The sequence below is a fragment of the Mesorhizobium sp. M0293 genome (genome assembly GCF_040321735.1).
Classification (GTDB): Bacteria; Pseudomonadota; Alphaproteobacteria; order Rhizobiales; family Rhizobiaceae; genus Mesorhizobium.
The window spans coordinates 38,302-63,583 of sequence record NZ_JAMYSA010000033.1; the positions used below are offsets into that span (position 1 = coordinate 38,302).

Consider the following 25,282-nt stretch of genomic DNA (forward strand, 5'->3'; position numbering starts at 1 on the left):
ACCCGTGCTTCGGAGCAGTTTTGAGAAAATGGCAGACGGTAATAGATTCTTCCCGGCCCCGCGCCTGATCCTCGCCGCCTTGGTGGCCGGCGCGCTGGCCGGCGCGGTCGCGGTATATGTCAGCGAGAGCCGGTCTGGCAACAATGCACCAGCACAAGCTGCCGTCGGCGAGAGCAAGGACGATGTCGCCTGTGCCGCCAAGAGCGACCGCGCCAAGAAGGTCGCGGCTTCGGCAACCGGCGAGGTCGCAGCCCTTCTGCCGGCCGATCCGCCGCAATCCCTGAAGAGCCTTGCCTTCAATGGTCCGGACGGCAAGCCGATGACGCTTGCCGATCATGCCGGCAAGACGGTGCTGCTCAATCTGTGGGCGACATGGTGCGCGCCGTGCCGCGCCGAAATGCCGGCGCTCGATGTGCTGCAGAAGGAAATGGGCAGTGACGTCTTTGAGGTGGTCGCCGTCAATGTCGATGCCGGTGACGATGTGAAGCCGAAGAAGTTCCTCAGCGATACCGGCGTCGCGACGCTGGGCTACTACCGGGATTCGACGATGGCGCTGTTCAACGACCTCAAGACGCGCGGCCTGGCGCTCGGCCTTCCCGTCACCATGCTGATCGATGGCGAGGGCTGCCTGATCGCCCATATGAACGGCCCTGCGGAATGGTCGGGGCCGGACGCCAGGCGGCTGGTCGAGACGGCGCTCAAGCCGGAAAGCCTCTAAAAGCGCGTCGCGAGCGCAGGCGTGGGCGCGAAGGCCAGAACGCTTCTGTCGCGCATGCTGGCGGCTTTGCTGCCGACAGCGGGTGCGTCGACACCGGTCAGGTCGCCGAATTCCTCGATGAGGCCAGGCCTGCCGATATAGTAGCCCTGGCCGATCTCGCAGGCTTCAGCGTCCAGGAATTTCAGCTCGCCGAGCGTCTCGACACCCTCCGCCAGAACCGGCAGGCCGAGGCCGCGCCCAAGTCCCAGAACGGCGCGCACGATCGCCGCGACCTGGCCGTTCTTGTCGACGGACTTGATGAAGGAGCCATCGATCTTGATCTTGTCGAAGGGGAAGGCGCGAAGGTTGGAAAGCGAGGAATAGCCGGTTCCGAAATCGTCCATCGCCACGCGCACGCCCAGCGCCTTGACCTGCCGCAAGGTCGCCAGCGCGCGCGGCATGTCCTTCACAAGCGCCGTTTCGGTGATCTCAAGTTCGAGCCTGCCGGGCGCCAGCCCGGAATTCAGCAGCGTTTCATGGACCTTGCGGCTGAAATTGGTATTGTGAAGCTGCACCGCCGAGACATTGACGGCCACGGTCAGCGGATTTTCCCAGCGGGCGGCTTCCTCGCAGGCCGCCGTCAGCACCCAATCGCCAATCTGGCCAATGGCTCCGCTCTCTTCGGCCACGGGGATGAAGATGTTCGGGGGCACGTCGCCGCGTGTCGGATGTCGCCAACGGATCAGAGCTTCGAAGCCGACCATCTTGCCGCTGCTGATCTCCTTCTGCGGCTGGTAGACGAGGTAGAACTCCTGGCGCGCGACCGCCTGGCGCAGTTCGTGCTCCATCACGCGCTTGTCTCGTGCCTCGGCTCCCATCGAGGCCTCGAAATAGCGGTAGGTGTCCTTGCCTTCGGTCTTGGCCCGGTAGAGTGCCGTATCGGCGTGGCTTATCAGGCTGGCCTGGTTTTCGGCATCCGACGGATAAAGCGCGATGCCGATGCTGGCCGACACCAGGCCGCCGCCGACCGAGAGCCGGTTTTCCTCACGCATGGCGGTCAGCACGGCGTTGGCGATACGGCCGGCCTCCAACGGGTCGGTCAGGTTCGGGGCGATGATGGCGAATTCGTCGCCGCCCAGCCGCGCCACCAGCTGTCCTTGACCAAGGACGCCGGTCGCGCAATGCGCGACCTTCTGCAACATGGCGTCGCCGGCGCCGTGCCCGTACAGGTCGTTGACCTCCTTGAAGCGGTCGAGATCGAGCAGCAGAAGCGCAAGGTGGCCGCCTTTCCTTCCCCGGCTCATCGCAGCAATTTCCGTCTCCAGCCGGTTGGAAAAGCTGCGGCGATTGGCCAGTCCGGTCAATGGATCGAAATGGGCAAGGCGCAGGATTTCCAGTTCAGCCTTCTTGCGCTCGCGAATGTCGCGGACCGCGACCACATTGTGAGGCTTGCCACAGTAGTCGATGCTCCGGGCAATCAGTTCGACAGGAATGCCTGTGCCATCGCGGCCGCTCAATTCGGCCTCGTGCGGCTGTTCGCCGAAGCCGGACATATCGGCCCCGAAGAGATCGCCAAGCTGCATTCCGTTCAGCGTCGCGGGTGCCATGCCTGTCAGCCTCGCAATGCTGTCATTGGCGCTGATGATGCGGTTGCCGTCGCAGACGATCAGGCCCTCCACTGCGGCGTTGGCCAGGCCGTGCATGCGGTCGACTTCGAGCTTCTGGCGGCGGAAGCGCAAATCGATCCACAGCGCCGATGCCGACAGCACCAGGATCACCAGCGTGGCGGCCGCGGCCGCGAAAGCCTGCGAGGTCGGCTCGATCGTGTACTGGGATATGGCGATCGAGGAATCGGGAAAGATCGAGACGGCACCCATGCCGATGAAATGCAAGGTGCAGATCGCCAGCGTCAGCAGCACCGCGCCGACGGAGGTCGCTCGCAAGGAGGGGCGGCGCAGCACGACCCGCAGCGCCAGCGCCGCAAGCGTCACGCCGGCCAGCAAGGAAACGGCGACGAGCAACAGGTTCCATTCGATCCGGCCCTGGACTTCGAATGCCGCCATGCCGATGTAGTGCATGGCCCCGATGCCGCCGCCCAGGACGGCGCCGCCGACGAGATGATAATCGAACTCGTCCCGCAAGGTGGCGATCCACATGCCGGTCGCCGTCAGCGCGACCGAAGCAGCGAGCGAAAGCACGGAGAGCGCCGGATCGTAGGCACTGGGTATGCCTGGTGTGAACGCGAGCATGGCGATGAAATGCGTAGCCCAGATGCCGAAGCCGGTCGACGTCGCCGCGATCATCAACCAGGCAAGCCGGTTCCGATCTGTGGAGCGGCTGATGTGGTGAAGCAGGTTGACAGCAGAGAAACAGGAAATCCCGCAGATCAGCGCGGCGAGTGCGACCAGTCTCAGGTCGTGTTCGTTGACGATGCAATTGTAGACCGTCAGCATCTTATTTCACCTGATCTATCGGAAATAAACAAGGCAGCAGAATTGAGTAGCGCTTTGCCGTTGAAGGATCGATAAAGTCGCCCACAACCCTGGCGTGTCTCTTCGGGTTGCAGCGGCTGCAATCAGGGCTGATATGTCGAAAGCCAGCTTGGCAGTCCTGACGGCAGTTCCTGGCGCGCTTGTCGTCGCGCTAAGCCGGCTAACCGTATCGCTTTCCATGCCGCCAAGCGGCAGCGAGCGTTGCGTGAGGCAAAGGGGTGAAGTTCGTCGATCTGCAACAAAACCGTTGTCTGATTGTCATGAGCGACACATATTGCCTTTGCGGGAGTGCCCCTTTCGCCAATGACAAACGGGAGATGAAACATGAAGTCCTTCGGCTTCGCGGCCGGTGTTGCCGCCACCTTTACGCTGCTTTCCTCAACCTCCGCTTTTGCTGTCACGCAGATCAGTTGGTGGCACGCCATGACTGGCGCCAATGCCGAAGTTGTCGACAAGATCTCCAAAGATTTCAATGCCAGCCAGAGCGACTACGAGCTCGTTCCGGTGTTCAAGGGCACGTATCCCGAGACGTTGAATGCCGGCATCGCCGCGTACCGCGCCGGCCAGGCGCCCGACATTATTCAGGTGTTCGATGTCGGCACTGGCGTGATGATGGCAGCCGAAGGCGCAATCAAGCCGGCAGCCGATGTGTTGACCAGCGCCGGAATGACCTTCGACAAGAGCCAATACCTGCCAGGCATAGTCGGCTATTATTCGAAGCCGGACGGCACCATGCTCTCCTTCCCCTACAACTCCTCTTCGCCGATCCTTTATTACAACAAGGATATCTTCCAGAAGGCTGGTCTCGACGTCGACAGCCCGCCCAAGACCTGGAATGAGGTGTGGGAAGATGCCAAGAAGATCAAGGCGAGCGGCGCGGCCGCCTGCGGCTATACCTCGACCTGGCTGACCTGGATCCATCTGGAGAATTTCGCGGCCTGGAATGACGTGTCATGGGCCACCCAGCAGAACGGTCTGGCCGGCGGCGATGTCGAGCTCAAGATCAATGCGCCGATTTTCGTCAACCATTTCCAGGCGCTCGCAGACCTCGCCAAGGACGGCACCTTCAAATATGGCGGCCGCACTTCCGAAGCCAAGCAGATCTTCCTTGCCGGCGAATGCGGGATCATGACTGAATCCTCCGGCGGGCTCGGCGATATCGTCAAGTCCGGCATGAATTACGGCATCGGCCAATTGCCCTATGACAGCGACGCCAAGGGCGCGCCGCAGAACACGACGCCGGGTGGCGCCAGCCTGTGGGTTTTCGCGGACAAATCCGACGAGGAATACAAGGGAGTGGCTGCTTTCTTCGCCTATTTGTCGAAGACCGACGTGCAGGAGTACCTGCACCAGAAGTCGGGCTATTTGCCGGTAACGTTGGCGGCCTATGAAGCGACCAAGAAATCCGGTTTCTATGACAAGAATATCGGTCGCGAGACCCCGATCCTGCAGATGACGGGTAAGGCGCCGACCGACAATTCGAAGGGCGTGCGTTTGCCGAATCTGCCGCAGGTGCGCGATATCCAGAACGAGGAGTTCGAGAAGATGCTCGCCGGCCAGCAAACCGCGCAGCAGGCGCTCGACAATGCGGTTACGCGTGGCAACGCCGCGATCAAGGAAGCGCTGGGGAATTAGAGCGAGCGCAGAGGCCTTGCTCTACGGCGCACCCACCTGTCCCGTCAGGCATCTCCCCTCGGCGAGGGGAGTGCCGTCCTTTGCGATTTCGCCAATGGTCGATGATGCCGAATCCGAAACGCTCATCAAAGCCATCTTGGCGAAGAGGGGTGCCGCATGGTGCCGCCCGCCTCATCAACTCGGAGTGGCTCCGTGACCCCCCGCGTCGTGTTTCCCAACAAGGTCCTCCCCTACCTGCTGGTGGCGCCGCAACTAGCCATCACGCTCGTTTTTTTCTACTGGCCGGCCGGTCAGGCGTTCTACCAATCCATGCTCAGGCAGGATCCGTTCGGACTAAGGACTAGGTTCGTCTGGTTCGCCAATTTCAGGAAAGTGCTTGCCGATCCGGCCTACCTAAACTCGATAAAGGTCACGGTGGTGTTTTCCCTTGCGACCGCTATCGTCGCCATGTGCGTGGCGCTCCTGCTTGCGGTCATGGCAGAGAAGGTGGTGCGCGGCAAAGGTCTTTACCGCACGCTCTTGATCTGGCCCTACGCGGTGGCGCCGGCGATTGCCGGTATGCTGTGGCTGTTCCTCTTCAACCCGTCGATCGGGTCGCTGGCCTACATGCTGAGGAGTTTTGGCATCGCCTGGGATCCACTGCTCAACGGCACCCACGCCATGATCCTGCTGGTGTCCGCCGCTGCCTGGAAGCAGATCAGTTACAATTTCCTGTTCTTCGTCGCCGGCCTGCAGGCGGTGCCGAAAACCTTGATCGAAGCGGCGGCCATGGACGGCGCCGGCGAGACCAAGCGATTCTGGACCATAGTCTTCCCGCTGCTCGCGCCGACGACCTTCTTCCTGCTGGTCGTCAACACCGTCTATGCCCTGTTCGACACGTTCGGCATCGTCCATGCCGTTACCGGCGGCGGTCCGGGCAAGACCACTGAGACGCTGGTCTACAAGGTCTACAATGACGGCTTCGTCAATCTGATCCTCGGTGACTCGGCGGCGCAGTCGGTCATCCTGATGATCATCGTCATCTCGCTCACCGCCATCCAGTTCCGCTACGTGGAACGCAAAGTCCATTACGGCTGAGGCAAGCGATGATCGGTCAGTCCTCGTCTCGCATTTTCCTCGCCCATGCCGTGCTCATCCTCGGCATATTGATCGTCGCCTTCCCGATCTACTACACATTCGTTGCCTCGACGCAGACGCTGCAAACGATCCTTAAGCCGCCATTGCCGCTCCTGCCCGGCGATCAGTTCTGGAACAATTACACCGAAGCGCTGTTCGGCGGCGTCGGCCGCATCGGCGGCGTCAGTGTCAGTCGATTGCTGCTCAACACCACGATCATGGCGCTCGGCATCGCGGTGGGGAAGATTTTCATCTCTATCCTGTCGGCCTATGCGATCGTGTTCTTCCGTTTTCCGCTGCGGATGGTCTTCTTCTGGCTGATCTTCATCACCCTGATGCTTCCCGTTGAGGTGCGCATCCTGCCCACCTACAAGGTGATGGTCGATCTCGGCATGATCGACACCTATGCCGGCCTGATCATCCCGCTGATCGCCTCGGCTACCGCCACATTGCTATTTCGTCAGTTTTTCATGACCATCCCGGGTGAGCTGGTGGAGGCGGCGCGTGTCGACGGTGCGGGGCCATGGCGCTTCTTCTTCGATATCCTGTTGCCCTTGTCGCGGACAAACATCGCGGCGCTGTTCGTCATCCTCTTCATTTATGGCTGGACGCAATATCTGTGGCCGCTGCTCGTCACCAACAGCAGCAACATGAATACGATCGTCATCGCGCTGAGGAAGATGGTCTCCTTCGCCGATGCCGATACGCAGTGGCACCTGGTCATGGTTACAGCGATGCTGGCCATCGTGCCGCCGATCCTGGTCGTGGTGCTGATGCAACGCTGGTTCGTTCGCGGGCTGGTCGATTCCGAAAAGTGAGAAGCTGATGGCGACCGTCGATCTGAAGGATGTGAAGAAGGTCTACCCCAGCGGCTTCGAGGCCGTGAAAGGCGTTTCCATCGCCGTTCCCGACAAGGAGCTTTGCGTGCTGGTCGGCCCATCCGGCTGCGGCAAGTCCACGCTGCTGAGGATGATCGCCGGGCTCGAAACCATCTCCTCGGGAACGGTTGCGATCGACGGCAAGATCGTCAACTCAATCGGCCCGACCGAGCGTGACATCGCCATGGTGTTCCAGAACTATGCGCTCTATCCGCATATGAAGGTCTACGACAATATGGCCTATGGGCTGCGTAACCGCGGCACGCCGAAAGACGAGATCGACAGCCGGGTCCGCGCGACGGCGAAAATACTGGAACTTTCAGCGCTGCTCGATCGCCGCCCGCGCGAGCTTTCCGGCGGCCAGCGCCAGCGTGTCGCCATGGGCCGCGCCATCGTGCGCAACCCAAGGGTTTTCCTGTTCGACGAGCCGCTCTCCAATCTCGATGCCAAATTGCGCGGCCAGATGCGCGTCGAGATCAAGAACCTGCAGCGCTCGCTTGGCGTCACGTCGGTCTATGTCACACATGACCAGCTCGAGGCGATGACGCTGGCCGACATCCTCGTCGTCATGAATGCCGGACTGGTCGAGCAGGTGGGGGCGCCGCTCGACGTCTACGAAAGGCCGGCCTCGACCTTCGTCGCTTCCTTCATTGGCGCGCCGCCGATGAATCTTCTGGCGCTGACCGGAGGCTCCTCGGGCCCGGTGCTCGCTGACGGCACGGCGATCGTTTTCGCACCTCAGGAGGCAAGAGCTGCGACGGTCGGTTTTCGGCCCGAGGATGCCGACGTTACCTTCAATGCGGAGGCGCCGTCCGGTGCGCTCGTCCTGCCGGCGCTGGTCGAGGCAGTCGAACCGGTAGGCGCCGAAAGTTTTCTTCACTGTGCCGCAGGTGGCAGCAGGATCGTCGTGCGGGTCGCTGGTCGTGCCACCGCCACGGTTGGCAACCAATTGCGCGTGGTTGCCAAGGCAGAAAAGCTGCACTGGTTCGATCAGGCGGGGAAGCGCCTCGGCTAATCGGAAAGATAGTCCTACATTCCACGCGCCGGCGTTCAGGCGAAGACATGTGCCTTTCCCGATACGGTCAGGCGGACGATCTCGCCGACCGCCGGCGCGTCCATGCCCGGTTTGCGCAGGACCAGCGGCGTGTTGCCGATCGCGGCGGCATCAGGCGGATCGGCACTGTTCAAAAGCCGCACCGCGATCGTGCACATCGAGCCGGCGAATTCCGATTCCGTCACTTCGCCGAACAGCATGTCCGAGGTGCCCGACATGCCCTCGCGCGACGTTCTTTTCAGCGCGATCTGCTCCGGCCGAAGCATGATGCGGGCAACGTCGCGGCTGTCATTGGTGTCGATGGCGATGCGGCCGAGCGGCGAGCTGGCGAAGCCGCCTGATATCTTTGCCGGCAGGATGATGGCGTCGCCGAGGAACTCGGCGATCATCCTGTCCTTCGGCTTGAAATAGAGGTCGCGCGGCGTACCGATCTGCGAGAACTTGCCGTCGCGCATCACCGCGACCTGACTGGCAAAGGACAGCGCTTCAGCCTGGTCGTGCGTCACCAGGATGGTGGTGATGCCGGCGGTTTCCAGAAGCTCGGCCACCGCCTTGCGCATCGAGGCGCGCAGGCCGGTATCGAGCGCCGAGAACGGCTCGTCGAGCAGCATCAGCCGGGGCTTCATCGCCATGGCGCGGGCAAGCGCCACGCGCTGCTGCTGGCCGCCGGAGAGTTCGTGCGGGCGGCGTTTGAGGATCGCCTTGTCGAGCCCGACGATATAGGCGAGTTCGACGATGCGCTCAGCGCGCTTGTCCTCGCCGCGGGCCATGCCGAAGCCGATATTGTCGGCAATGGTCAGATGCGGGAACAGGGCGCCGTCCTGCGCCACAACGCCGATGCCGCGGCGATGCGCTGGTACCGCCGCGCCGCCATTGGCCAGCACCTCGCCATCGAGCGTGATGCGGCCCTGGTCCGGGGCCTCGAAGCCGGCGATCAGCCGCAGCAAGGTCGTCTTGCCGCAGCCGGACGGACCGACAATCGCCGTGCGGCTACCGCTGGCGACGCTCAGGTCGACGCCGGCAAGAGCGGCCACCGGACCGTAATGCTTGTGCAGGCCGCTGATTTCGAGAAAGCTCATCGTCCGGCCATCCGTTTCGACTGGACATAGAGCAGCCAGGTCAAGGGAAGCGACATAGCCACCATGATGAAGGCGTAAGGTGCTGCCGAGGCATAATCAATCTCGCCACTGTAGGACCAGAACGCCATTGCCAGCGTGCGGGTGCCGTTCGGCGCCAGCATCTGGGTGGCGGTCAGTTCGTTCATGATGCCAAGCGCCACCAGCGCCATGCCGGCCGCGGCACCTGGTGCAGACAGGCGGATCGTCGTCGACCACAGCGCCTGCAGCGGCGGCCGGCCGAGGCTGGAAGCGGCGCGTTCGAGTTCGACCGGTGCCTGCGCAATCGACGCCCGCAGGCTGACCAGCGCGCGCGGCAGGAACATCAGCGCATAGGCCACCAGGATGGTGAACAGGGTCTGGTAGAGCGGAAGCGCGATGCGCACGGTGATGGTGACCAGCGCCAGCGCAATGACGACACCCGGCAACGAGCCGACAATGTAGTTGCAGCCCTCCAGCAGACGCTGCAATGGCCCCGGCGCGCGGATCGAGATCCAGGCCATCGGCATGGCGGCGACAGTGGCGAGCAAGGCGCCGGCCAGCGCCAGGAACAGCGTCTGGCCAAGCGCCAGGCCGATCTCGTTGAGGCGCCAGACAGAGGCGCCGCCGGCGACAAGCCAGCCGCCGATGGTGACGAAGGGCACGCCGAGCGCCAGCAGCGTAGTAACGACAAGCAAGGCGAGGCAAGGAATGGTGGCGCGTCCAAGGCTTGCGTGCTGCTGATAGCGCGCCGCACCTGAGCCGACACGGGCATAGCGTTCCTCGCCGCGTACCAGCACTTCGAGCCCGAGCAGCACGAAGCAGCAGCTCACCAGCACGCCAGCCAGCATGTTGGCGGCCGGTCCGTTGAAGGTCGACTGGAACTGGTCGACGATAGCCGTGGTGAAGGTGTCGAAGCGGATGAAGACATAGAGGCCGTATTCGGCCAGCAGGTGCAGGCCGACCAGCAGCGAGCCGCCGCAGATGGCAAGCCGCAATTGCGGCAGCACAACACGCCAGAACACGCGCCGGGGCCCAAGGCCGAGTGCGGCGGCGGCATCCTCAAGGGCGGGATCGAGACGGCGCAACGCCGCCGACACCGGCAGATACAGGAGCGGGAAATAGGCGATCACGGAAACCAGCACGCCGGCCCACAGGCCGTGCAGTCCGGGTACCATGGTGATCCAGGCATAGCTGTGCACGAAAGCCGGTATGGCGAGCGGCGCCACGCACAGCCAGGCCCAGAGCCGGGCGCCCGGCAGGTCGCTGCGCTCGGTCAGCCAGGCCAGCGCAACCGACAGTGCGATGGTGATCGGCACGGAGAGTGCGACCAGCAGGACAGTGTTGACCAGAAGCTCGCCGACACGCGGGCGGAAAACCAGCGCCGAGACGGTTTCCCAGCCGGTCTGCACCGCGATCCAGATGATGAAGGCAAGTGGCAGCAACGCCAGCAGCGCAACGAAGATGGCGGCGATGACCAGCCAAAGCGGTGCGCGTCGCCGAGCCCTTCGGCCTGTGCCCGAAGGCAGGCCCGAGCGCGCCAGATCGACCGCAGACTGCATCAGGTCAGACGCCGTGCCGTTGCCGTACAGCGGCAGCAATTGAAGGACCGCGATAGCGGTTGGGAACACAGCGTGTCGTCATCGACGAATGCCATCTCGAAAAACAAAATCACTCCCGCGGAAGGCGAATTCCCGCGGGAGCGTGGTCGGCTGTCCTTTTAGGAGGAATGACAACTAAAGCAAGCCGGCTGCCGTCATCAGGTCGGTGACCTTCTTGGAATTCAGCGTCGTAGCGTCGACCTTCGGCGCCTGCAGATCGGCGAGCGGCACCAGCTTCGGGTTGGACTCCGCACCCTTGCCGACCGCGTATTCGAAGGAATCGCCGGTCTTCAGCACGTCCTGGCCGCCCTTGCCGGTCACCCATTTCAGGAAGGCCTGGGCTTCCTTCGGATGCTTGCTCGAAGCCAGCACACCGCCACCGGAGATCGAAACGAACGCGCCCGGATCCTGGTTCTTGAAATAGTGCAGCTCGATATTTGCGCTGTTTTCACCGGTCTTGGCCTGATCGCCGAAGTAGTAATAGTGGTAGATCACGCCGCCTTCGATTTCGCCGGCATTGACCGCCTTCATCACCGTGCTGTTGCCCTTGTAGGCGGTGAAATTGGTTTTCATCGCCTTCAGCCAGTCCGCCGTGGCGGCCTCGCCCTTGAGCTGCAGCAGCGCGCTGACGATGGCCTGGAAATCGGCGCCCGATGGGGAAGCGGCCCAACGGCCCTTCCAGCTTGGATCGGCGAGGTCAAGCATCGACTTGGGCAACTGGTCGGCGGTGAGCTTGGTCTTGTTATAGGCAAAGACCGTGCTGCGCGCCGCGACGCCGACCCATTTGCCGCTGGCCGGCTGATAGTCCTGGGGAACTTGGGCCAGTGTGTCGGCTTCGACCGGCGCGAACAGGCCGGCCGTCTCGACCAGCACCATGGCAGGTGAGTTTTCCGTCAGGAACACGTCGGCCGGCGAAGCAGCACCCTCGGCGACGATCTGGTTGGAGAAATCGCTGTCGCCACCGTTGCGGACGGTGACCTTGATGCCGGTTTCCTTGGTGAAGCCTTCGGCCCACGCCTTGGTAAGATTCTCGTGCTGGGCATTGTAGACAATGATGCCATCATCTTCCGCCATCGCCGGGCCGCCGATCAGGCTGATTGCCAGCGCGGTAGCGCCGACGAGGGTGGAAAGAGCGTATTTCATGGCATTGTCCTCGATCTCTGGGGTCTTCGGTCTGTCAGGGCTGCACCTATCGATACCTGACCAGGATAGTCAACATTGCTTTGCCGATTTTAATCAGGCGCCGGGGCGCAAACTTTCGTGATTTGCAGCTAGTTTGGCTTGGACATTATTTCGCCGGCCACGTAACAAATCAGCGCCGAGACGCGAAAATCGGGGGAGTAACTCTTGTGAGCGGCAAGGATGAGGCCGAGCTTTCCCGGCTGATGCGGGCCGCGATCGCGGGAGACGAAAAGGCCTATGCCGACTTTCTGCATCGGATTGCCGCGCTGGTGCGCGGTTTTGTCCGGCGCAAGATCGTGCAGGGCGGGGTCGATCCCGAGGATGTCGTGCAGGAAACCTTGTTGGCCATTCATGTGAAACGGCATACCTGGCGACAGGATGCGCCGGTGTTGCCATGGATCTATGCAATTGCCCGCTTCAAGCTGATCGACGCGTTCCGGCGGCGCGGACGGCGCATCGAAATCGACGTCGACGATATCGCCGAGACCTTCGCCGAGCCGGAAACGGAAACCGTCAGCGAGCGCGACATCAACCGGGCATTGGACGGCCTGTCGCCGGCACAGCGCTCGGTGGTCTCGGCCGTGTCGGTGGAAGGCCGCACCATCGGCGAGACGGCGGCAAAGTTCGGCATCAGCGAGACGGCGGTACGTGTGTCGCTGCATCGGGGACTTGCGGCGATAGCCAAGCGGTTCGGGCAGGGGCGGTTTGGGCGGGAATGATATGAGGACGGACGATCTCATCAAGGCGCTGGACGCCGATGCAAGCAGCAAGGCGATGCCATTACACTCGGCCTGGTGGATGGCCGCCGCTGCGGCAGCGGTGATCGCGGCTGTCGTCTTCCTGCTGACCATCGGCCCGCGCCCGGACTTCATGGCGGCCGCGCATACGATGCGCTTTCTCTCCAAATTTGTTTTCACCATCGTGCTTGCCAGCAGCGCCTTTGCCCTGATCCGTGCCTTGTCGGCGCCGGGTGCCTCGATGGGCCGGGCAATGGCCTGGATGGCTGCGGCGCCGGTGCTGGTAGCCGTGGCGGTGGTTCTGGAGCTTTTCATGGTGCCGGAGGCGCTGTGGGGCACAAGGATGATCGGCTCCAACATGATGGTCTGCATGACATTCATCCCTTTGATCGGGATCGGTCCGCTTGCCATCTTCCTGTGGATGCTGCGCTACGGCGCGCCGACACGGCCGGTACTTGCCGGCGCGGTGGCGGGCCTGCTCGCCGGCGGGCTGGCGGCGACGTTCTATGCCGCGCACTGCTTCGACGACTCGCCGCTTTTCGTCGCGACCTGGTACTCGCTGGCGATCACGGTGCTCGCGCTGCTTGGCGCACTTGGCGGGCGGTTTTTCGTGCGCTGGTAGCGTTCCGCCACGACCGCTACCCCTGCACACCGATCCTTAATCATGCCGGCAATTGTTTGTCGGTTCGCAATAGTGCCGGTATGCCGGACGCAACCTTTCCTTAAAATCGATCCGTCAAGGTTGATGCGACAACATGCGTTTGCGCACGGGGGTGGCACGTATCGTGATGTGGCAAGGTTTGACCGGCCGAAAATCTTTTAGACACACAGGGTTGGCGTTGCTCCTAGCCGGCCTGAGCGTCGTGGCGGCCTCGATCCTGCTGTCGCGCCTTGACGTCGACATCGAGGCGCTGAAATTCTGCCTGCAGATCTCGGTGGGGGTAGCGGTGGGCGCCCTTGTCCTTGCCGCCCTGTTCATCCGCCGGATCAGCGAGGATCGCCGGCAGATCTCGGAGAGCGAACAGCGCTTTCGACGCGCCATGGAGGATTCGGCAATCGGCATCGTCGTTGTCGGTCTCGACGGGCGTATTCTTCAGACCAATCCGGCCTTCGCCGCCATGCTTGGCTACACAAACGAGGAGATCGAGGCGCTCACCTTCTTCCAGATCACGCATCCCGAAGATCTGCATATCGGGCGCGAAACGATGGACGGCATGAGAGCCGGCACGGTCAACTCCTTCCACTTCGAGAAGCGGTATCTCCGCAAGGACGGCACACCCGTCTGGGCGCATCTTGCCGGTTCGGTCATTCGCGACGAGAGCAGCGCCCGCCCGCTCTATCTCGTCTCGCAGATCGAGAACATCGACGCGCGCAAGCAGGCCGAGGTGCGCATTGCCGAAGCGGAAACCCGTTGGAATTTCGCCCTGGCCGGCGCCGGCCAAGGTGTCTGGGACCTCGACATGCGCAAGGGCGGCACGACCTATTCCTCGACCTGGGTCAAGATGCTGGGCTATGCGGATGGCGAGCTCGACGGCGACACCGACCGCTGGCTGACGATGATCCATCCCGATGATCGCGAGACTGTCGCCGAAGCGGATCGCGCCCATCTCGAGGGCAAGACGCCGTTCTTCGAAGCCGAGTTCAGGATGCGCCACAAGGATGGCCACTGGATGTGGTTCCTCGACCGCGGCAAGGCCATCGAGCGTGACAAGGACGGGCGGCTGGTCAGGGCCATCGGCAGCCTGATCGATATCACCCGGCGCAAGGAGGCCGAAGCACGCCTCATCGTATCGGCGGCAATGCTGGCCGATGAAAAGGAGCGGCTCAGGGTGACGCTGCAGTCGATCGGCGATGCCGTCATCTGCACCGATGCCGCAAACCGCGTCACCTTCATGAATCCGGTCGCCGAAAAGCTGACCGGTGTTGCCGGTGACGAAGCTCTCGGCAAGATGCTGGGCCATGTCTACTGGGCGGTCGACGAAGAGACGGGACACAGGATAGGCATGACCCGACCGGCGATCGGCCAGGCGCCTGCAGACCAGAACAGCCGCGCCGTTCTCATCCGGCGCGACGACACCCGCTGCAGCATCCGTCAGGTCGTGTCGCCGATCATCAACGAGCGCAACGAATTTTGCGGACTGGTCATCGTCTTCCAGGACTTCACCGATGCGCGCGCGCTGCAGCGCCAGCTCGCCCACGCCGCCGCGCATGACGCGCTGACCGGCCTTGCCAACCGCTCGAGCTTCATCCGCGCCATGGAGGACCTCGTCGGTCAGGCGCGCAAGGACGGCACTTCGGGCAAAGGTAGCGGACATCAGTTCATGTTCATCGATCTCGACCACTTCAAACTGGTCAACGATACGGGCGGCCACGCCGCGGGAGACGCGCTGCTGAAGCGGGTTGCCGGGGCGGTTCGCGGCGTGCTTGGTCCAGATGACATCGTCGCTCGTCTGGGCGGCGACGAATTCGCGGTCATTCTGAAATCGGGTTCGGCGGCCGGCGCCAAGATCGCGGCGCGCTCCATCATCGATGCGATCGGCGGCCTGGACTTCACCTGGGACGACCGTCCTCACGTGATCGGCGCCAGCATCGGGCTGGCTGCGATCGGCGCCAATTGCGGCGAAGTCGACGAGATCATCGCCAGGGCCGATGCCGCTTGCTACGCGGCCAAGGCGGCAGGCCGTGGCTGCGTTTGCGTGGCGCCGGACAGCGAGAGCATGGCCGACAGGACACAGCGGCCCGAGCCGCTGGCCGCGGCGTCCTGATCAGAGCCGGTCCCGAAAGCCTGCTGCTGACGCGGATCCGATCAGCGCGTAGGGACGGGATGCTCGCCGCGATAGTCGTAGAAGCCGCGCCCGGTCTTGCGGCCGAGCCAGCCGGCCTCGACATATTTCACCAGCAGCGGGCAAGGGCGGTATTTCGAGTCCGACAGGCCGTCATGCAGCACCTGCATGATCGACAGGCAGGTATCGAGCCCGATGAAATCGGCAAGCTGCAGCGGCCCCATCGGATGGTTGGCGCCGAGCCGCATGGCGGTGTCGATGGCATCGACCGAACCGACACCCTCATAGAGCGTGTAGATCGCCTCGTTGATCATCGGCAGCAGGATGCGGTTGACGATGAAGGCCGGAAAATCCTCCGAAACCGTGATCGTCTTGTCGAGCTGCTTCACATAGGTCTTTGCCGCCTCGAAGGTCTGGTCCTCGGTGGCAATGCCGCGCACCAATTCGACCAGCTTCATCAGCGGCACCGGGTTCATGAAATGTATACCGATGAACCGCTCCGGCCGGTCGGTCTGCGCGGCAAGCCGCGTGATCGAGATCGACGAGGTGTTGGTCGCCAGGATGGCTTCGGGATTGAGCTGCGGACAGAGCTGGGCGTAGATCTTGCGCTTGACCGTCTCGTCCTCGGTCGCGGCTTCGATCACCAGATCGGCACCGGCAAGATCGGCCATCGCCGGGGCGGAAGCGATGCGCGCCATCGCCTCGTTGCGCACGTTCTCGTCGAGCTTTCCGGACCCCACCTGGCGGGCCATGTTGCCGCTGATGGTGGCGATGCCCTTCTCGATGCGGTCGGGCGAAATATCATAGATCAGCACCTTGTAGCCCGAAAGCGCGGAGACATGGGCGATGCCGCCGCCCATCTGGCCCGCGCCGATGATGCCGATCGTTTCGATCTTGCTCATTACACCGATCCCGTCAAAAGGCCTTTTGCGGCCTGCTTTTTGTGCGGTGCAAACTAAAAGGGCGGGGCGACTTCGTCTACCCCACCCCTCACCATTTAATACGCTTTGGCAGAAAGCGTCAAAGCACCTTTTGCAGCTCCGGCAGGATGACGAAGAGATCGCCCACGAGGCCGTAGTCGGCAACCTGGAAGATCGGCGCCTCCTCGTCCTTGTTGATGGCGACGATGACCTTCGAATCCTTCATGCCGGCGAGGTGCTGGATGGCGCCGGAGATGCCCACCGCGATGTAGAGATCAGGGGCGACGACCTTGCCGGTCTGGCCGACTTGCCAGTCGTTCGGCGCATAGCCGGCATCGACGGCGGCGCGCGAGGCGCCGACAGCTGCACCGAGCTTGTCGGCGACCGGCAGGATGACCTCCTGGAATTTTTCCGAGGAGCCCAGCGCGCGACCACCAGAGATGATGATCTTGGCCGAGGTCAGTTCCGGACGGTCGGTCTCCGAGAGCTTGTTCTCGACGAAGGAGGACAGGCCGGGGTTGGCTGCCGCCTTGACGGTCTCGACGGAGGCCGAGCCGCCTTCGGGGGCAGCCTGGAAGGAGGCGGTGCGGACCGTGATCACCTTCTTGGCGTCGGTCGACTGCACCGTCTGGATGGCGTTGCCGGCATAGATCGGCCGCTTGAAGGTGTCGGGCGATACGACTTCGATGATCTCGGATACCTGCGCGACGTCGAGCAGGGCAGCCACGCGCGGCGCGACATTCTTGCCCGACGAGGTCGCCGGGGCGATGATGGTGTCGTAGGCGCCTGCCAGCGACACAACCAGTGCCGCCGTCGGTTCGGCGAGACGCTCGGCAAGCTCGTCGGCTTCGGCGAGCAGCACCTTGCTCACGCCCTTGAGCTTGGCGGCGGCGTCCGCTGCCGGCTTGGCGCCCTTGCCGGCAACCAGCACGTGCACGTCCGAGCCGATCTGCAGCGCCGCCGAAAGCGCCTTGGCGGTCTGGTCGGAAAGAGTGGCGTTGTCGTGTTCTGCGATGAGGAGAATTGCCATTTGTCTGTTCCTTTCCCGATCGCTCACAAAACGCCTGCTTCGTTCTTCAGCTTGTCGACCAGTTCGGCGACGCTCTTGACCTTGACGCCTGCCTTGCGGCCGCTCGGCTCCTCGGTCTTGATGACCTTCAGCCGCGGTTTGACGTCGGCGCCGTAGTCGGCCGGGCTCTTTTCGTCCAACTGCTTCTTCTTGGCCTTCATGATGTTGGGCAGCGAGGCATAGCGCGGCTGGTTGAGGCGAAGGTCGGCGGTGACGATCGCCGGCATCTTCAGCTCCACCGTCTGCAGGCCGCCGTCGACCTCGCGCGTCACCTTGGCCTTGTCGCCCTCGATCACGACCTTGGAGGCGAAGGTGCCCTGCGCCCAGCCCAGCAGCGCCGCCAGCATCTGGCCGGTCTGGTTCGAGTCGTCGTCGATTGCTTGCTTGCCGAGGATGACGAGGCCGGGCTGTTCGGCGTCGACGACGCCCTTCAGCACCTTGGCGACGCCGAGCGGCTCGGTCTGTTCGTCGGTCTTGACCAGGATAGCGCGGTCGGCGCCCATGGCGAGCGCGGTGCGCAGGGTTTCCTGCGCCTGCTGCGGGCCGATCGAGACGACGATGATCTCTTCCGCCTTGCCGGCTTCCTTCAGCCGGATTGCTTCTTCCACTGCGATCTCGTCGAATGGGTTCATCGCCATCTTGACGTTGGCGAGTTCCACCGCCGAACCATCAGCCTTCACGCGAACCTTGACGTTCGCATCCACAACCCGCTTCACGGGCACAAGGATCTTCATTTGCCTGTCACCTCTTCACGCTAGTTGGGCGCGCTATAGCAGCCTGCGCCCGTTCTGAGTTGTCGAAAGCCGACATTCCGGGTGGAAATTCTGGCCGGATGGAAATTCTGGCCGGATGGAAATTCTGGTCTTTGACCGCCTTTGGCTGCGGCGGAGACGTTTCCGTAATTGTGGCAACCCTGCACGTCAATACGCCGCGAGCGGCTCAAATCGGTTCAGTCCGAACTGGAAGCGTTTCCTCGCCCCCATTGCGTCGCGGCAGGTTGCTCAGGCGCCAATGGTTCAGCGGTGGCCTGCGGCTGGTTGGGAGCGGCGATCGCTGCATCGTCGTCAGCGCCGGCAAACAGCGGCACGCCGGGGCTGCGCAGAACCAGCACCAGCACAGCGCCGGCGATTATGCCGCCGATATGGCAGGCCCATGATATCTGATCCTCGCCGCCGGCGGCAAACATCACCACCAGGAACAGCACCCACAGGAAGAGCGGAATGAAGGCGGGGATGCGCAGCGGGATGCGGGCAAAGGCCAGCACCCAGACCTTCACCCTGGGATAAAGGATCAGATAGGCGACGACCACGCCGGCAATGGCGCCGGACGCGCCGATCAGCGGCACCTGGGAATCCCAGGCGATCAAACCCTGGAACGCGGCTCCCGCAATGGCGCACAACAGGTAGAAAATGAGGTAGCGGATGTGGCCGAGCGCGTCCTCGACATTGTCACCGAACACCCACAGGAACAGCATGTTGCCGCCGAGGTGGAAGATGTCTGCGTGCAGGAAGGAATAGGTGAGGTAGCTCAGGCTTTCGGGGATGACGATGAAACGAGGGTCAAGCTCGGCAGTGTCATGGACGACCGACGGGATGAAGCCGAGACCAAGCACTGCGGCATTGGTGAAACTCTCGCCGCCTAGCGCGGTGGCGAAATAGACCAGCGCGTTGGCCACGATCAGCCCGATCGTCACATATTGCAGGCGGATGTGCCGCAGCCTGTTGGTGTCGTAAAGCGGGATGAACATTTCCCAGATCCTCTTCCGCTTTCGACGATCAGCGGTTCTTGCCGGGAACCCATAGCACGTCGGCGTTTCCGTTGTCATTGACCGCCCGGGCGGCGACAAACAGGAAATCCGAGACGCGATTGATGTATTTCAGCCCGTCGCGGTTGACGTGTTCGTCCGGGTCCTGGGCCAGGGCCACCATCAGCCGTTCGGCCCGCCGCGCCACGGTGCGGGCAAGGTGAAGTGCCGCCGCTGCCGGTGTGCCGCCATTGAGCACGAAGGATTTGAGCGGCTGAAGCTCCTTGTTGAGCAGGTCGATGTCCTTCTCGACCCGGTCGGTCTGCACGGCGATGATGCGAAGCGGTTCATAGCCGAGCGGCTTGCCATCGTCTGGCACGGCGAGATCGGCGCCGAGGTCGAATAGATCGTTCTGGATGCGGGAAAGCATGGCGTCGAGCTCGGGGTGGGCCGATGCCGTGTGGACCCGGGCGATGCCAATGCAGGCATTGGCCTCGTCGACCGTGCCGTAGGCGTCCACCCGCAGATCGGATTTCAGCCGCCGTTCGCCGGTGCCGAGACCCGTGGTGCCATCATCGCCGGTGCGGGTGTAGATCTTGTTGAGCTTGACCACGTCGCCTCCCGGCTACCGATATCCTCACTTGCGGGTGAAATACACCGCAAGCAGGATCAGCGCCAGCGCCACGGCCTGCAACAGAACGCGCGTCTGCATCAGCTTGTTCGAGGTGACGCCCGAACCACCTCGCATCATGTTGATGAGACCGCGAACGAGAACGATCACCACGGCGACCATGACCAGAATGGCGAGGATGTTGAAGACGGATGCCATTATTGCGTTTCCAGTTGTTTGGCTTCAGGCTCGCTTGGCGAGCAGGCGATAGAGCATCGAAGCGGGCAGGATGCGTTTGAGCGCCGCACCGATTCTGGCCGGCACTGTTACCACATAGTGCGGGCGCGGGCGCCGCGACAGAAGTGCATGGCGTAGCGCCGCGTGAACCACTTCCGGCCCAGGCTTCAAGGCCGATTGGCTGCCGCCGGCCCGCAGCCGCTCCAGCTGCGCCGCATAGTCGAGGCGGTGGACGGACGTCTCGTGGTCGATATTCCTGAGAAACCAGGGAAGCGCATTGCTGGCGATCTTTGACTTCACCGGCCCCGGCTCGATCAGCGAAACATGGACGCCGCTCCCGGCCAGTTCCTGGCGCTGGCAGAGCATCAGGGCCTCCAAGGCGTGTTTCGACGCCGAATAGGCGCCGCGGAAACGCACTGGCATCAAGCCGAGGATCGACGAGCAGTGGACGATGCGGCCGCGCCCCTGGCGGCGCATCACCGGCACCAGCCGGCGGGTCAGGTCATGCCAGCCGAAGAAATTCACCTCGAACTGCTCCTTGAGCGCTGCGACGGGCAGATCCTCGACGGCACCGGGCTGCGCATAGGCGCCATTGTTGAACAGGGCGTCGAGCCTGCCGCCCGTGCGATCGAGCACAGCCGTCACCAGCGCGGCGATGGAATCCGGTTCGCAATAATCGAGATAGAAGGCCTCGATACCGTCGGCTTCGAGTGCGGCGATGTCCTGCGGCTTGCGCGCTGTCGCGAACACCCGCCAGCCTTCCGCCTTCAACGCGCGGGCGCAGTACGCGCCTATCCCCGAAGATGCTCCGGTGACGATGATCGAGCGCAATTCTTGCGCCGGACTGCTCGTGGTTTCGCCAAGGGTTGCCATTTGCCGCAATCCCTTCCCATATTCCCGGCGTGGAGACAATTGGAGGGCGCTGTTCTTGTTGCGGAAGATCGTAGCCCTCAAGCGAGTTCTCTACGACGCGCTTGGCCATTTCAACACCGATGATGGCTGGGCGATGGCCAGCCATCTGGCGATAACATCGCTGATGGCGCTGTTCCCGTTCCTGATCTTCGCCACGACGCTGGCGAGCTTTCTCGGCGCGCAGGCGTTCTCCGATACGGCCGTGCATCTGGTGTTCGACACCTGGCCCGAACAGATCGCCAAGCCGATCGCGCGCGAAGTGCTCAATGTGCTGACCGTCAGGCGCACCGACCTCTTGACCTACGGCGTGCTGCTTGCCGCCTACTTTGCCTCGAACGGCATCGAGGCGCTACGCACGTCGCTCAACCGCGCCTATCGCGTGTCGGAAACGCGCGGCATCATCTACCGCCGGGTGCAAAGCATTATCTTCGTTCTCATCGCGACGGCCGGTTTCCTGGCGATCAGCGTGCTTTTGGTGTTCGCGCCATTGCTGGCGCGGCTCGCCGAAGCCCATATCGACTGGATCAAGCCTTATATGGGCACGATCACGCTGTGGCGTTATGTCATCGCCTCGGTGGTCATCGTCGGCGGCTTGTTTGCCGTGCATTTCTGGCTGCCGGCGGGCAAGCGCCGCTTCGTCTCGCTGGTGCCGGGCATCATCTTCACGCTGGCGGCATGGCTAGTCGGATCGACCATCTTCGCCACCTATCTCGACCACTTCTCGTCCTATGTGACGACCTATGCCGGCCTTGCCTCGATCATGATCGCTGTGGTTTTCCTCTACATGGTCTCGGCGATCTTCATCCTCGGCGGCGAACTCAACGCCGCGATCAGCCGCTATCTGGAGGCACGCGCGCGGGTTGGATGATGGCCGAATGGGGGAACGGGAGAATTGAGGAATTGTAGAATTGAAGAATTGAAGAATTAAAGAAGTAGCACCCAGCGCCAGATGGGGCCATTTTCCTCAATTCCTCAATTCCTCAATTCCTCAATTCCTCAATTCCTCAATTCCTCAATTCCTCAATTCCTCAATTCCTCAATTCCTCAATTCCTCAATTCTTCCCTTGGTCTGCCGCGCCGTTGCCAGGCCGACGCCGAATGTGGTGATCGCCATGCCGACAATCTGCAGCGCGTTGAGCTGCTCGTCGAACAAGGCCCAGGCGATGATGGCCGTCACCGCCGGCACCAAATAGAACAGCGAGGCCACTTTCGACATCTCGCCGTCGCGGATCATCACCATCAACAGGAAGATGGCGCCGAGCGACAGCACCAGCACCAGCCAGGCCATGGCGAAGATCAGTTCGCCGTTGATGACGACCGTGTGCGTCTCGAAGGCCAGCGCCGCCAGGATCATGACAGCCGCGCCGCCGACATATTGCCACATGGTTGCCGCGACGAGGTCGCCGCCGGATGCGAAGCGTTTCTGCCAGATGGTGCCGGCGCTCATGCCGAGCACCGAGACCAGCGAGGCGGTCAGCGTCGCCGCCGTCACGCCGCCGCCCAGCGCCCCGAGCTTGGGCCACAGCACGATGACGATGCCGATGAGGCCGATGCCAAGGCCAAGCCAGTGGCGCGGCAGGATCGCCTCGCCGAGAAACTTGCCGGCAAGCACCGCCGTGATCAGCGGCTGCAGGCCGACGATGAGGGCCGAAAAGCCGGCAGGCATGCCCCGGTGGATGGCCCAGAACACTGCGCCGAGATAGACGCCGTGCATCAGTATGCCGGCGCCGGTGGCATGCAATGCCTCCTCGCTTGTGGCTCCCTTCGAGCCCAGCACAAGCATCAGGATGGCCAGCAGGACAGCGGCGATGACGAAACGCGCGGCAAGGAAGGTGAACGGCTCCGCCCACGGCATGGCATAGCGCGCGCCGATGAAGCCGGTCGCCCACAGGACGACGAAGGTGGCGGGAATGAACCGCTTGATGCTGCGCATGTTCCGGAGTCCGCCGTACTGGAGAGAATTGCCGTGGCGATGCTCTAATACCGTTCAACCCGGCGCGCAAAGCGAAACCGTTGATCCATACATCACCGGAATTCAACGCCCGGTGCATCTGGCTGGCGGTTTCTCTGATCCCGCCGGACTCAAAGCCCGACCATCCGCCTGACGTCATCAGGTGATGCGCCGGCATGACGTAGCGCGGCTAGGCCGGTGTCGCCGAGGCTCTTGGACAGCTTTCGTCCGTCGGGCCCGAGGATGAGACGATGATGGAAATAGGCCGGTTGCGGCAGCCCGAGTAGCTCCTGGAGGAGGCGCTGCACGCCGGTGGCGGAAAACAGATCCTGCCCGCGCACGACGTGACTGATGCCTTGCAGCGCATCGTCCATGACGACGGCGAGGTGGTAGCTGGTCGGGATGTCGCGGCGTGCCACGATCACGTCGCCCCAGTCCTGCGGGCGGGCTTCGACGGAGCGTGTCGCAACCAGCGTCTCGTCGGAATACTCCGTCCATGACAGGTCCTTGCCGACACGCGCCAAGGCGGCGCCGATATCCAGCCGCCAGGCGAAGGGCGTGTTTTCGGCAATCCGCCGCTTGCGTTCCTTCACCGGCAGCGCCTTGTCGGCGGCGGGATAGAGCGGCACGCCGTCGGGGTCGCGCGGCCAGTCGCGCCCGTGCCCGTCGCTGTCGGTGATGAAGGCGCGGATTTCACCACGGCTCATGAAGGCGGGATAGACGAGTTCTTCCTCGATCAGCCGCTCAAGCGTCGCCTCGTATTCGGCGAAATGCTCCGACTGGCGGCGCACCGGCTCTTCCCAGGCGAGCCCCAGCCATTTCAGATCGGCAAGCACGCCGGCCTCGAATTGCGGCGTGCAGCGCGTGGTGTCGATATCCTCGATGCGCAGCAGCAGGCGGCCGCCAGCCTGTGTCGCCAGCTTCTGGTTGAGCAGCGCCGAAAAGGCATGGCCGAGATGCAGGTCGCCATTGGGGCTGGGCGCGAAGCGGAATGTCAGGAGTGTCATCTCTCAAACGGCAATCGGGTTGTGCGGCGGTTTTGCCAATTGCTACCGTGCAGCCGGTCAAGGAACAAGAAAGCATGCAGCGTATCGTGACATCGGACGACATTGCCCGGGGGCTCGATGCGCTTTGCGTGATCGACCCACGCCTGGAAAAGGTGCGCGGCATGGCCGGCGAGGTGCCGCTGCGGCTTTCCGAGCCGGGGTTCAGGAGCCTGGCGTCGATCGTCGTCTCGCAGCAAGTGTCCCGCGCCAGCGCCGATGCCATCTTCGGCCGGCTGACGAAACTCGTCGATCCGCTGACGCCGCAGGCTATCCTGGCTGCCGGCGAAGACATGTTTCGCGACGCCGGCCTGTCGCGGCCCAAGCAGCGCGGCCTGATCGCAATTGCGAAAGCCGTGGTCGATGGCCTCGACCTGCATCACCTCTGTTCGCTCGATGCCCAGGAGGCGATCACGACGATGACGGCGGTGTCCGGCATCGGTCCCTGGACGGCGGAAGTCTACCTGTTGTTTGCCGCCGGGCACCCCGACATCTTCCCGGCGCGAGACGTCGCGCTGCAGAGCGCGGTCGGCCACGCGCTCGGCATCGACCCGCGTCCGCCGGAGAAAACACTGATCGCATTGGCCGAATCATGGAGCCCGTGGCGAGGTGTCGCGTCGCGGCTTTTCTGGTCCTATTATCGCGAAACCAGAGGGCGGGACGCCGCACCACCAGCCTGAAACCGCAAAAAAGCCTGAAAATCATGTCTTTTTGCCGCTTCGATGACGCGACAATCCGCTTCACATCCCTGTCATGTCGGGCTTACAGTATCCTCGCCGTTCGGGTCTAGAACCAAGGAGGTAAACACGTGACGGTTGCCGTATCTCCGGATGGGCTTCCAGCACTGGTGCTGAATGCGGATTACCGTCCGCTCAGCTATTACCCCCTGTCGCTCTGGTCGTGGCAAGACGCGATCAAGGCGGTGTTCCTCGACCGGGTGAACATCGTGGCCGAATACGAGCACGCCGTTTCCTCGCCGACCTTCTCGATGAAGCTGCCGAGCGTGGTCAGCCTGAAGGCCTATGTGAAGCCGTCGAGGCATCCGGCCTTCACCCGCTTCAACGTCTTCCTGCGCGACCGTTTCCAGTGCCAGTATTGCGGCACGCCGGAGGACCTGACCTTCGATCACGTCATCCCCCGCCATCGCGGCGGCGCGACCACATGGGAGAATGTCGTTGCCGCCTGTTCGCCTTGCAACCTCAGGAAGGGCGGCATGATGCCGGCGCACGCCAAGATGTGGCCGCTGCAAAAGCCATTCCAGCCGACAGTGCACGATCTGCACAATAACGGCCGCCTGTTCCCGCCCAACCATCTGCATGAGAGCTGGATGGATTATCTGTACTGGGATGTCGAACTCGAACCCTGAGCTCGTCCGAGAATTCGGGAGGCCGGCCGTCTGGAGCGATTGTCTGCGCTTCCGATGCTCACATGCCTACTGGACCTGACCTGCCACTGAGAATTTCCTCCATCTGAGATTAGAGTCCGGGCCTTGATTGAAGGACGGACTGATGAAGAGAAAGCGGTTTA

Annotated in this window: 24 protein-coding genes; 11 read left to right on the plus strand and 13 right to left on the minus strand. The window is 62.9% G+C overall.

Annotated elements, in window-relative coordinates; translation table 11 throughout:
* Positions 1-28 precede the first annotated feature (28 nt).
* Positions 29-718: a thiol:disulfide interchange protein TlpA gene (gene tlpA, locus NKJ06_RS14815; protein WP_352633945.1), complete on the plus strand. Its 690-nt coding sequence runs from the start codon at positions 29-31 to the stop codon at positions 716-718.
* Here the strand turns inward: tlpA and NKJ06_RS14820 are convergent.
* Positions 715-3,150: an EAL domain-containing protein gene (locus NKJ06_RS14820; protein WP_352810032.1), complete on the minus strand. Its 2,436-nt coding sequence runs from the start codon at positions 3,148-3,150 to the stop codon at positions 715-717. The genes tlpA and NKJ06_RS14820 overlap by 4 nt on opposite strands.
* A 363-nt stretch (positions 3,151-3,513) precedes the next feature.
* On the opposite strand from NKJ06_RS14820, the gene ugpB reads away from it, so the two are divergent.
* The 4 genes from ugpB to NKJ06_RS14840 all read left to right on the plus strand — a co-directional run bounded on the left by ugpB (position 3,514) and on the right by NKJ06_RS14840 (position 7,833).
* Positions 3,514-4,824, plus strand: coding sequence for a sn-glycerol-3-phosphate ABC transporter substrate-binding protein UgpB (gene ugpB, locus NKJ06_RS14825; protein WP_352633941.1), 1,311 nt, complete (start codon positions 3,514-3,516; stop codon positions 4,822-4,824).
* A 156-nt stretch (positions 4,825-4,980) separates the two neighbouring features.
* Positions 4,981-5,901 carry a sn-glycerol-3-phosphate ABC transporter permease UgpA gene (gene ugpA, locus NKJ06_RS14830; RefSeq protein ID WP_352633939.1) on the plus strand — a complete coding sequence of 307 codons (921 nt, stop codon included), beginning with the start codon at positions 4,981-4,983 and terminating at the stop codon, positions 5,899-5,901.
* Between the two features lie 8 nt (positions 5,902-5,909).
* The gene (gene ugpE / locus NKJ06_RS14835; RefSeq protein WP_352633938.1) at positions 5,910-6,758 is read left to right on the plus strand and encodes a sn-glycerol-3-phosphate ABC transporter permease UgpE; all 849 of its coding nucleotides are present in this window, start codon (positions 5,910-5,912) and stop codon (positions 6,756-6,758) included.
* 7 nt (positions 6,759-6,765) lie between these two features.
* Positions 6,766-7,833 (plus strand): sn-glycerol-3-phosphate import ATP-binding protein UgpC, encoded by a 1,068-nt coding sequence (locus NKJ06_RS14840; RefSeq protein WP_352633936.1) that lies wholly within the window; start codon positions 6,766-6,768, stop codon positions 7,831-7,833.
* 35 nt (positions 7,834-7,868) lie between these two features.
* On the opposite strand, the gene NKJ06_RS14845 is transcribed toward NKJ06_RS14840, so the two are convergent.
* From NKJ06_RS14845 to NKJ06_RS14855, 3 genes are all read right to left on the minus strand, one after another.
* The gene (locus NKJ06_RS14845; RefSeq protein WP_352810035.1) at positions 7,869-8,951 is read right to left on the minus strand and encodes an ABC transporter ATP-binding protein; all 1,083 of its coding nucleotides are present in this window, start codon (positions 8,949-8,951) and stop codon (positions 7,869-7,871) included.
* The gene (locus tag NKJ06_RS14850) at positions 8,948-10,528 is read right to left on the minus strand and encodes an ABC transporter permease (RefSeq protein ID WP_352634019.1); all 1,581 of its coding nucleotides are present in this window, start codon (positions 10,526-10,528) and stop codon (positions 8,948-8,950) included. The genes NKJ06_RS14845 and NKJ06_RS14850 overlap by 4 nt, the downstream gene beginning before the upstream one ends.
* Before the next feature lie 174 nt (positions 10,529-10,702).
* On the minus strand, positions 10,703-11,710 hold the full coding sequence (locus NKJ06_RS14855) for an iron ABC transporter substrate-binding protein (protein WP_352633932.1): 1,008 nt from the start codon (positions 11,708-11,710) through the stop codon (positions 10,703-10,705).
* Between the two features lie 206 nt (positions 11,711-11,916).
* Here NKJ06_RS14855 and NKJ06_RS14860 point away from each other — a divergent pair, with 206 nt between their 5' ends.
* From NKJ06_RS14860 to NKJ06_RS14870, 3 genes are all read left to right on the plus strand, one after another.
* Entirely contained in the window at positions 11,917-12,468 is a 552-nt protein-coding gene (locus NKJ06_RS14860; protein ID WP_352633930.1) for a sigma-70 family RNA polymerase sigma factor, read from the plus strand.
* Between the two features lies 1 nt (position 12,469).
* Positions 12,470-13,108 (plus strand): NrsF family protein, encoded by a 639-nt coding sequence (locus NKJ06_RS14865; RefSeq protein ID WP_352633928.1) that lies wholly within the window; start codon positions 12,470-12,472, stop codon positions 13,106-13,108.
* Positions 13,109-13,319: 211 nt separating this feature from the next.
* Positions 13,320-15,251 (plus strand): PAS domain S-box protein, encoded by a 1,932-nt coding sequence (locus NKJ06_RS14870; protein ID WP_352633926.1) that lies wholly within the window; start codon positions 13,320-13,322, stop codon positions 15,249-15,251.
* Between the two features lie 41 nt (positions 15,252-15,292).
* Here NKJ06_RS14870 and NKJ06_RS14875 read toward each other — a convergent pair whose 3' ends face one another.
* From NKJ06_RS14875 to NKJ06_RS14905, 7 genes are all read right to left on the minus strand, one after another.
* Positions 15,293-16,171, minus strand: a complete 879-nt coding sequence (locus NKJ06_RS14875) for a 3-hydroxybutyryl-CoA dehydrogenase (protein ID WP_352633924.1) — start codon at positions 16,169-16,171, stop codon at positions 15,293-15,295.
* A 118-nt stretch (positions 16,172-16,289) separates the two neighbouring features.
* The gene (locus NKJ06_RS14880) at positions 16,290-17,219 is read right to left on the minus strand and encodes an electron transfer flavoprotein subunit alpha/FixB family protein (RefSeq protein WP_352633922.1); all 930 of its coding nucleotides are present in this window, start codon (positions 17,217-17,219) and stop codon (positions 16,290-16,292) included.
* Positions 17,220-17,242: 23 nt separating this feature from the next.
* Positions 17,243-17,992, minus strand: coding sequence for an electron transfer flavoprotein subunit beta/FixA family protein (locus tag NKJ06_RS14885; RefSeq protein WP_352633920.1), 750 nt, complete (start codon positions 17,990-17,992; stop codon positions 17,243-17,245).
* 215 nt (positions 17,993-18,207) lie between these two features.
* The gene (locus NKJ06_RS14890; protein WP_352810038.1) at positions 18,208-19,005 is read right to left on the minus strand and encodes a rhomboid family intramembrane serine protease; all 798 of its coding nucleotides are present in this window, start codon (positions 19,003-19,005) and stop codon (positions 18,208-18,210) included.
* 28 nt (positions 19,006-19,033) lie between these two features.
* Positions 19,034-19,615, minus strand: coding sequence for a cob(I)yrinic acid a,c-diamide adenosyltransferase (locus NKJ06_RS14895; protein WP_352633916.1), 582 nt, complete (start codon positions 19,613-19,615; stop codon positions 19,034-19,036).
* Between the two features lie 24 nt (positions 19,616-19,639).
* Positions 19,640-19,831, minus strand: coding sequence for a twin transmembrane helix small protein (locus tag NKJ06_RS14900; protein ID WP_352633914.1), 192 nt, complete (start codon positions 19,829-19,831; stop codon positions 19,640-19,642).
* A gap of 24 nt (positions 19,832-19,855) precedes the next feature.
* On the minus strand, positions 19,856-20,722 hold the full coding sequence (locus tag NKJ06_RS14905) for an SDR family oxidoreductase (protein ID WP_352633912.1): 867 nt from the start codon (positions 20,720-20,722) through the stop codon (positions 19,856-19,858).
* Positions 20,723-20,777: 55 nt separating this feature from the next.
* On the opposite strand from NKJ06_RS14905, the gene NKJ06_RS14910 reads away from it, so the two are divergent.
* A complete protein-coding gene (locus NKJ06_RS14910; protein WP_352633910.1) occupies positions 20,778-21,629 on the plus strand; it encodes a YihY/virulence factor BrkB family protein in 852 nt (283 codons plus the stop codon).
* A 168-nt stretch (positions 21,630-21,797) separates the two neighbouring features.
* Here the strand turns inward: NKJ06_RS14910 and NKJ06_RS14915 are convergent, their stop codons facing one another.
* Both NKJ06_RS14915 and gluQRS read right to left on the minus strand, forming a co-directional pair.
* Positions 21,798-22,694 (minus strand): DMT family transporter, encoded by an 897-nt coding sequence (locus NKJ06_RS14915; RefSeq protein ID WP_352636288.1) that lies wholly within the window; start codon positions 22,692-22,694, stop codon positions 21,798-21,800.
* Positions 22,695-22,843: 149 nt separating this feature from the next.
* Positions 22,844-23,719 (minus strand): tRNA glutamyl-Q(34) synthetase GluQRS, encoded by an 876-nt coding sequence (gene gluQRS, locus NKJ06_RS14920; RefSeq protein ID WP_352636287.1) that lies wholly within the window; start codon positions 23,717-23,719, stop codon positions 22,844-22,846.
* 74 nt (positions 23,720-23,793) lie between these two features.
* Between gluQRS and NKJ06_RS14925 the strand changes: the two genes are divergently transcribed.
* Positions 23,794-24,435 (plus strand): DNA-3-methyladenine glycosylase family protein, encoded by a 642-nt coding sequence (locus tag NKJ06_RS14925; protein WP_352636285.1) that lies wholly within the window; start codon positions 23,794-23,796, stop codon positions 24,433-24,435.
* A gap of 128 nt (positions 24,436-24,563) precedes the next feature.
* Positions 24,564-25,121, plus strand: coding sequence for an HNH endonuclease (locus tag NKJ06_RS14930; RefSeq protein ID WP_006328497.1), 558 nt, complete (start codon positions 24,564-24,566; stop codon positions 25,119-25,121).
* Positions 25,122-25,282 lie beyond the last annotated feature (161 nt).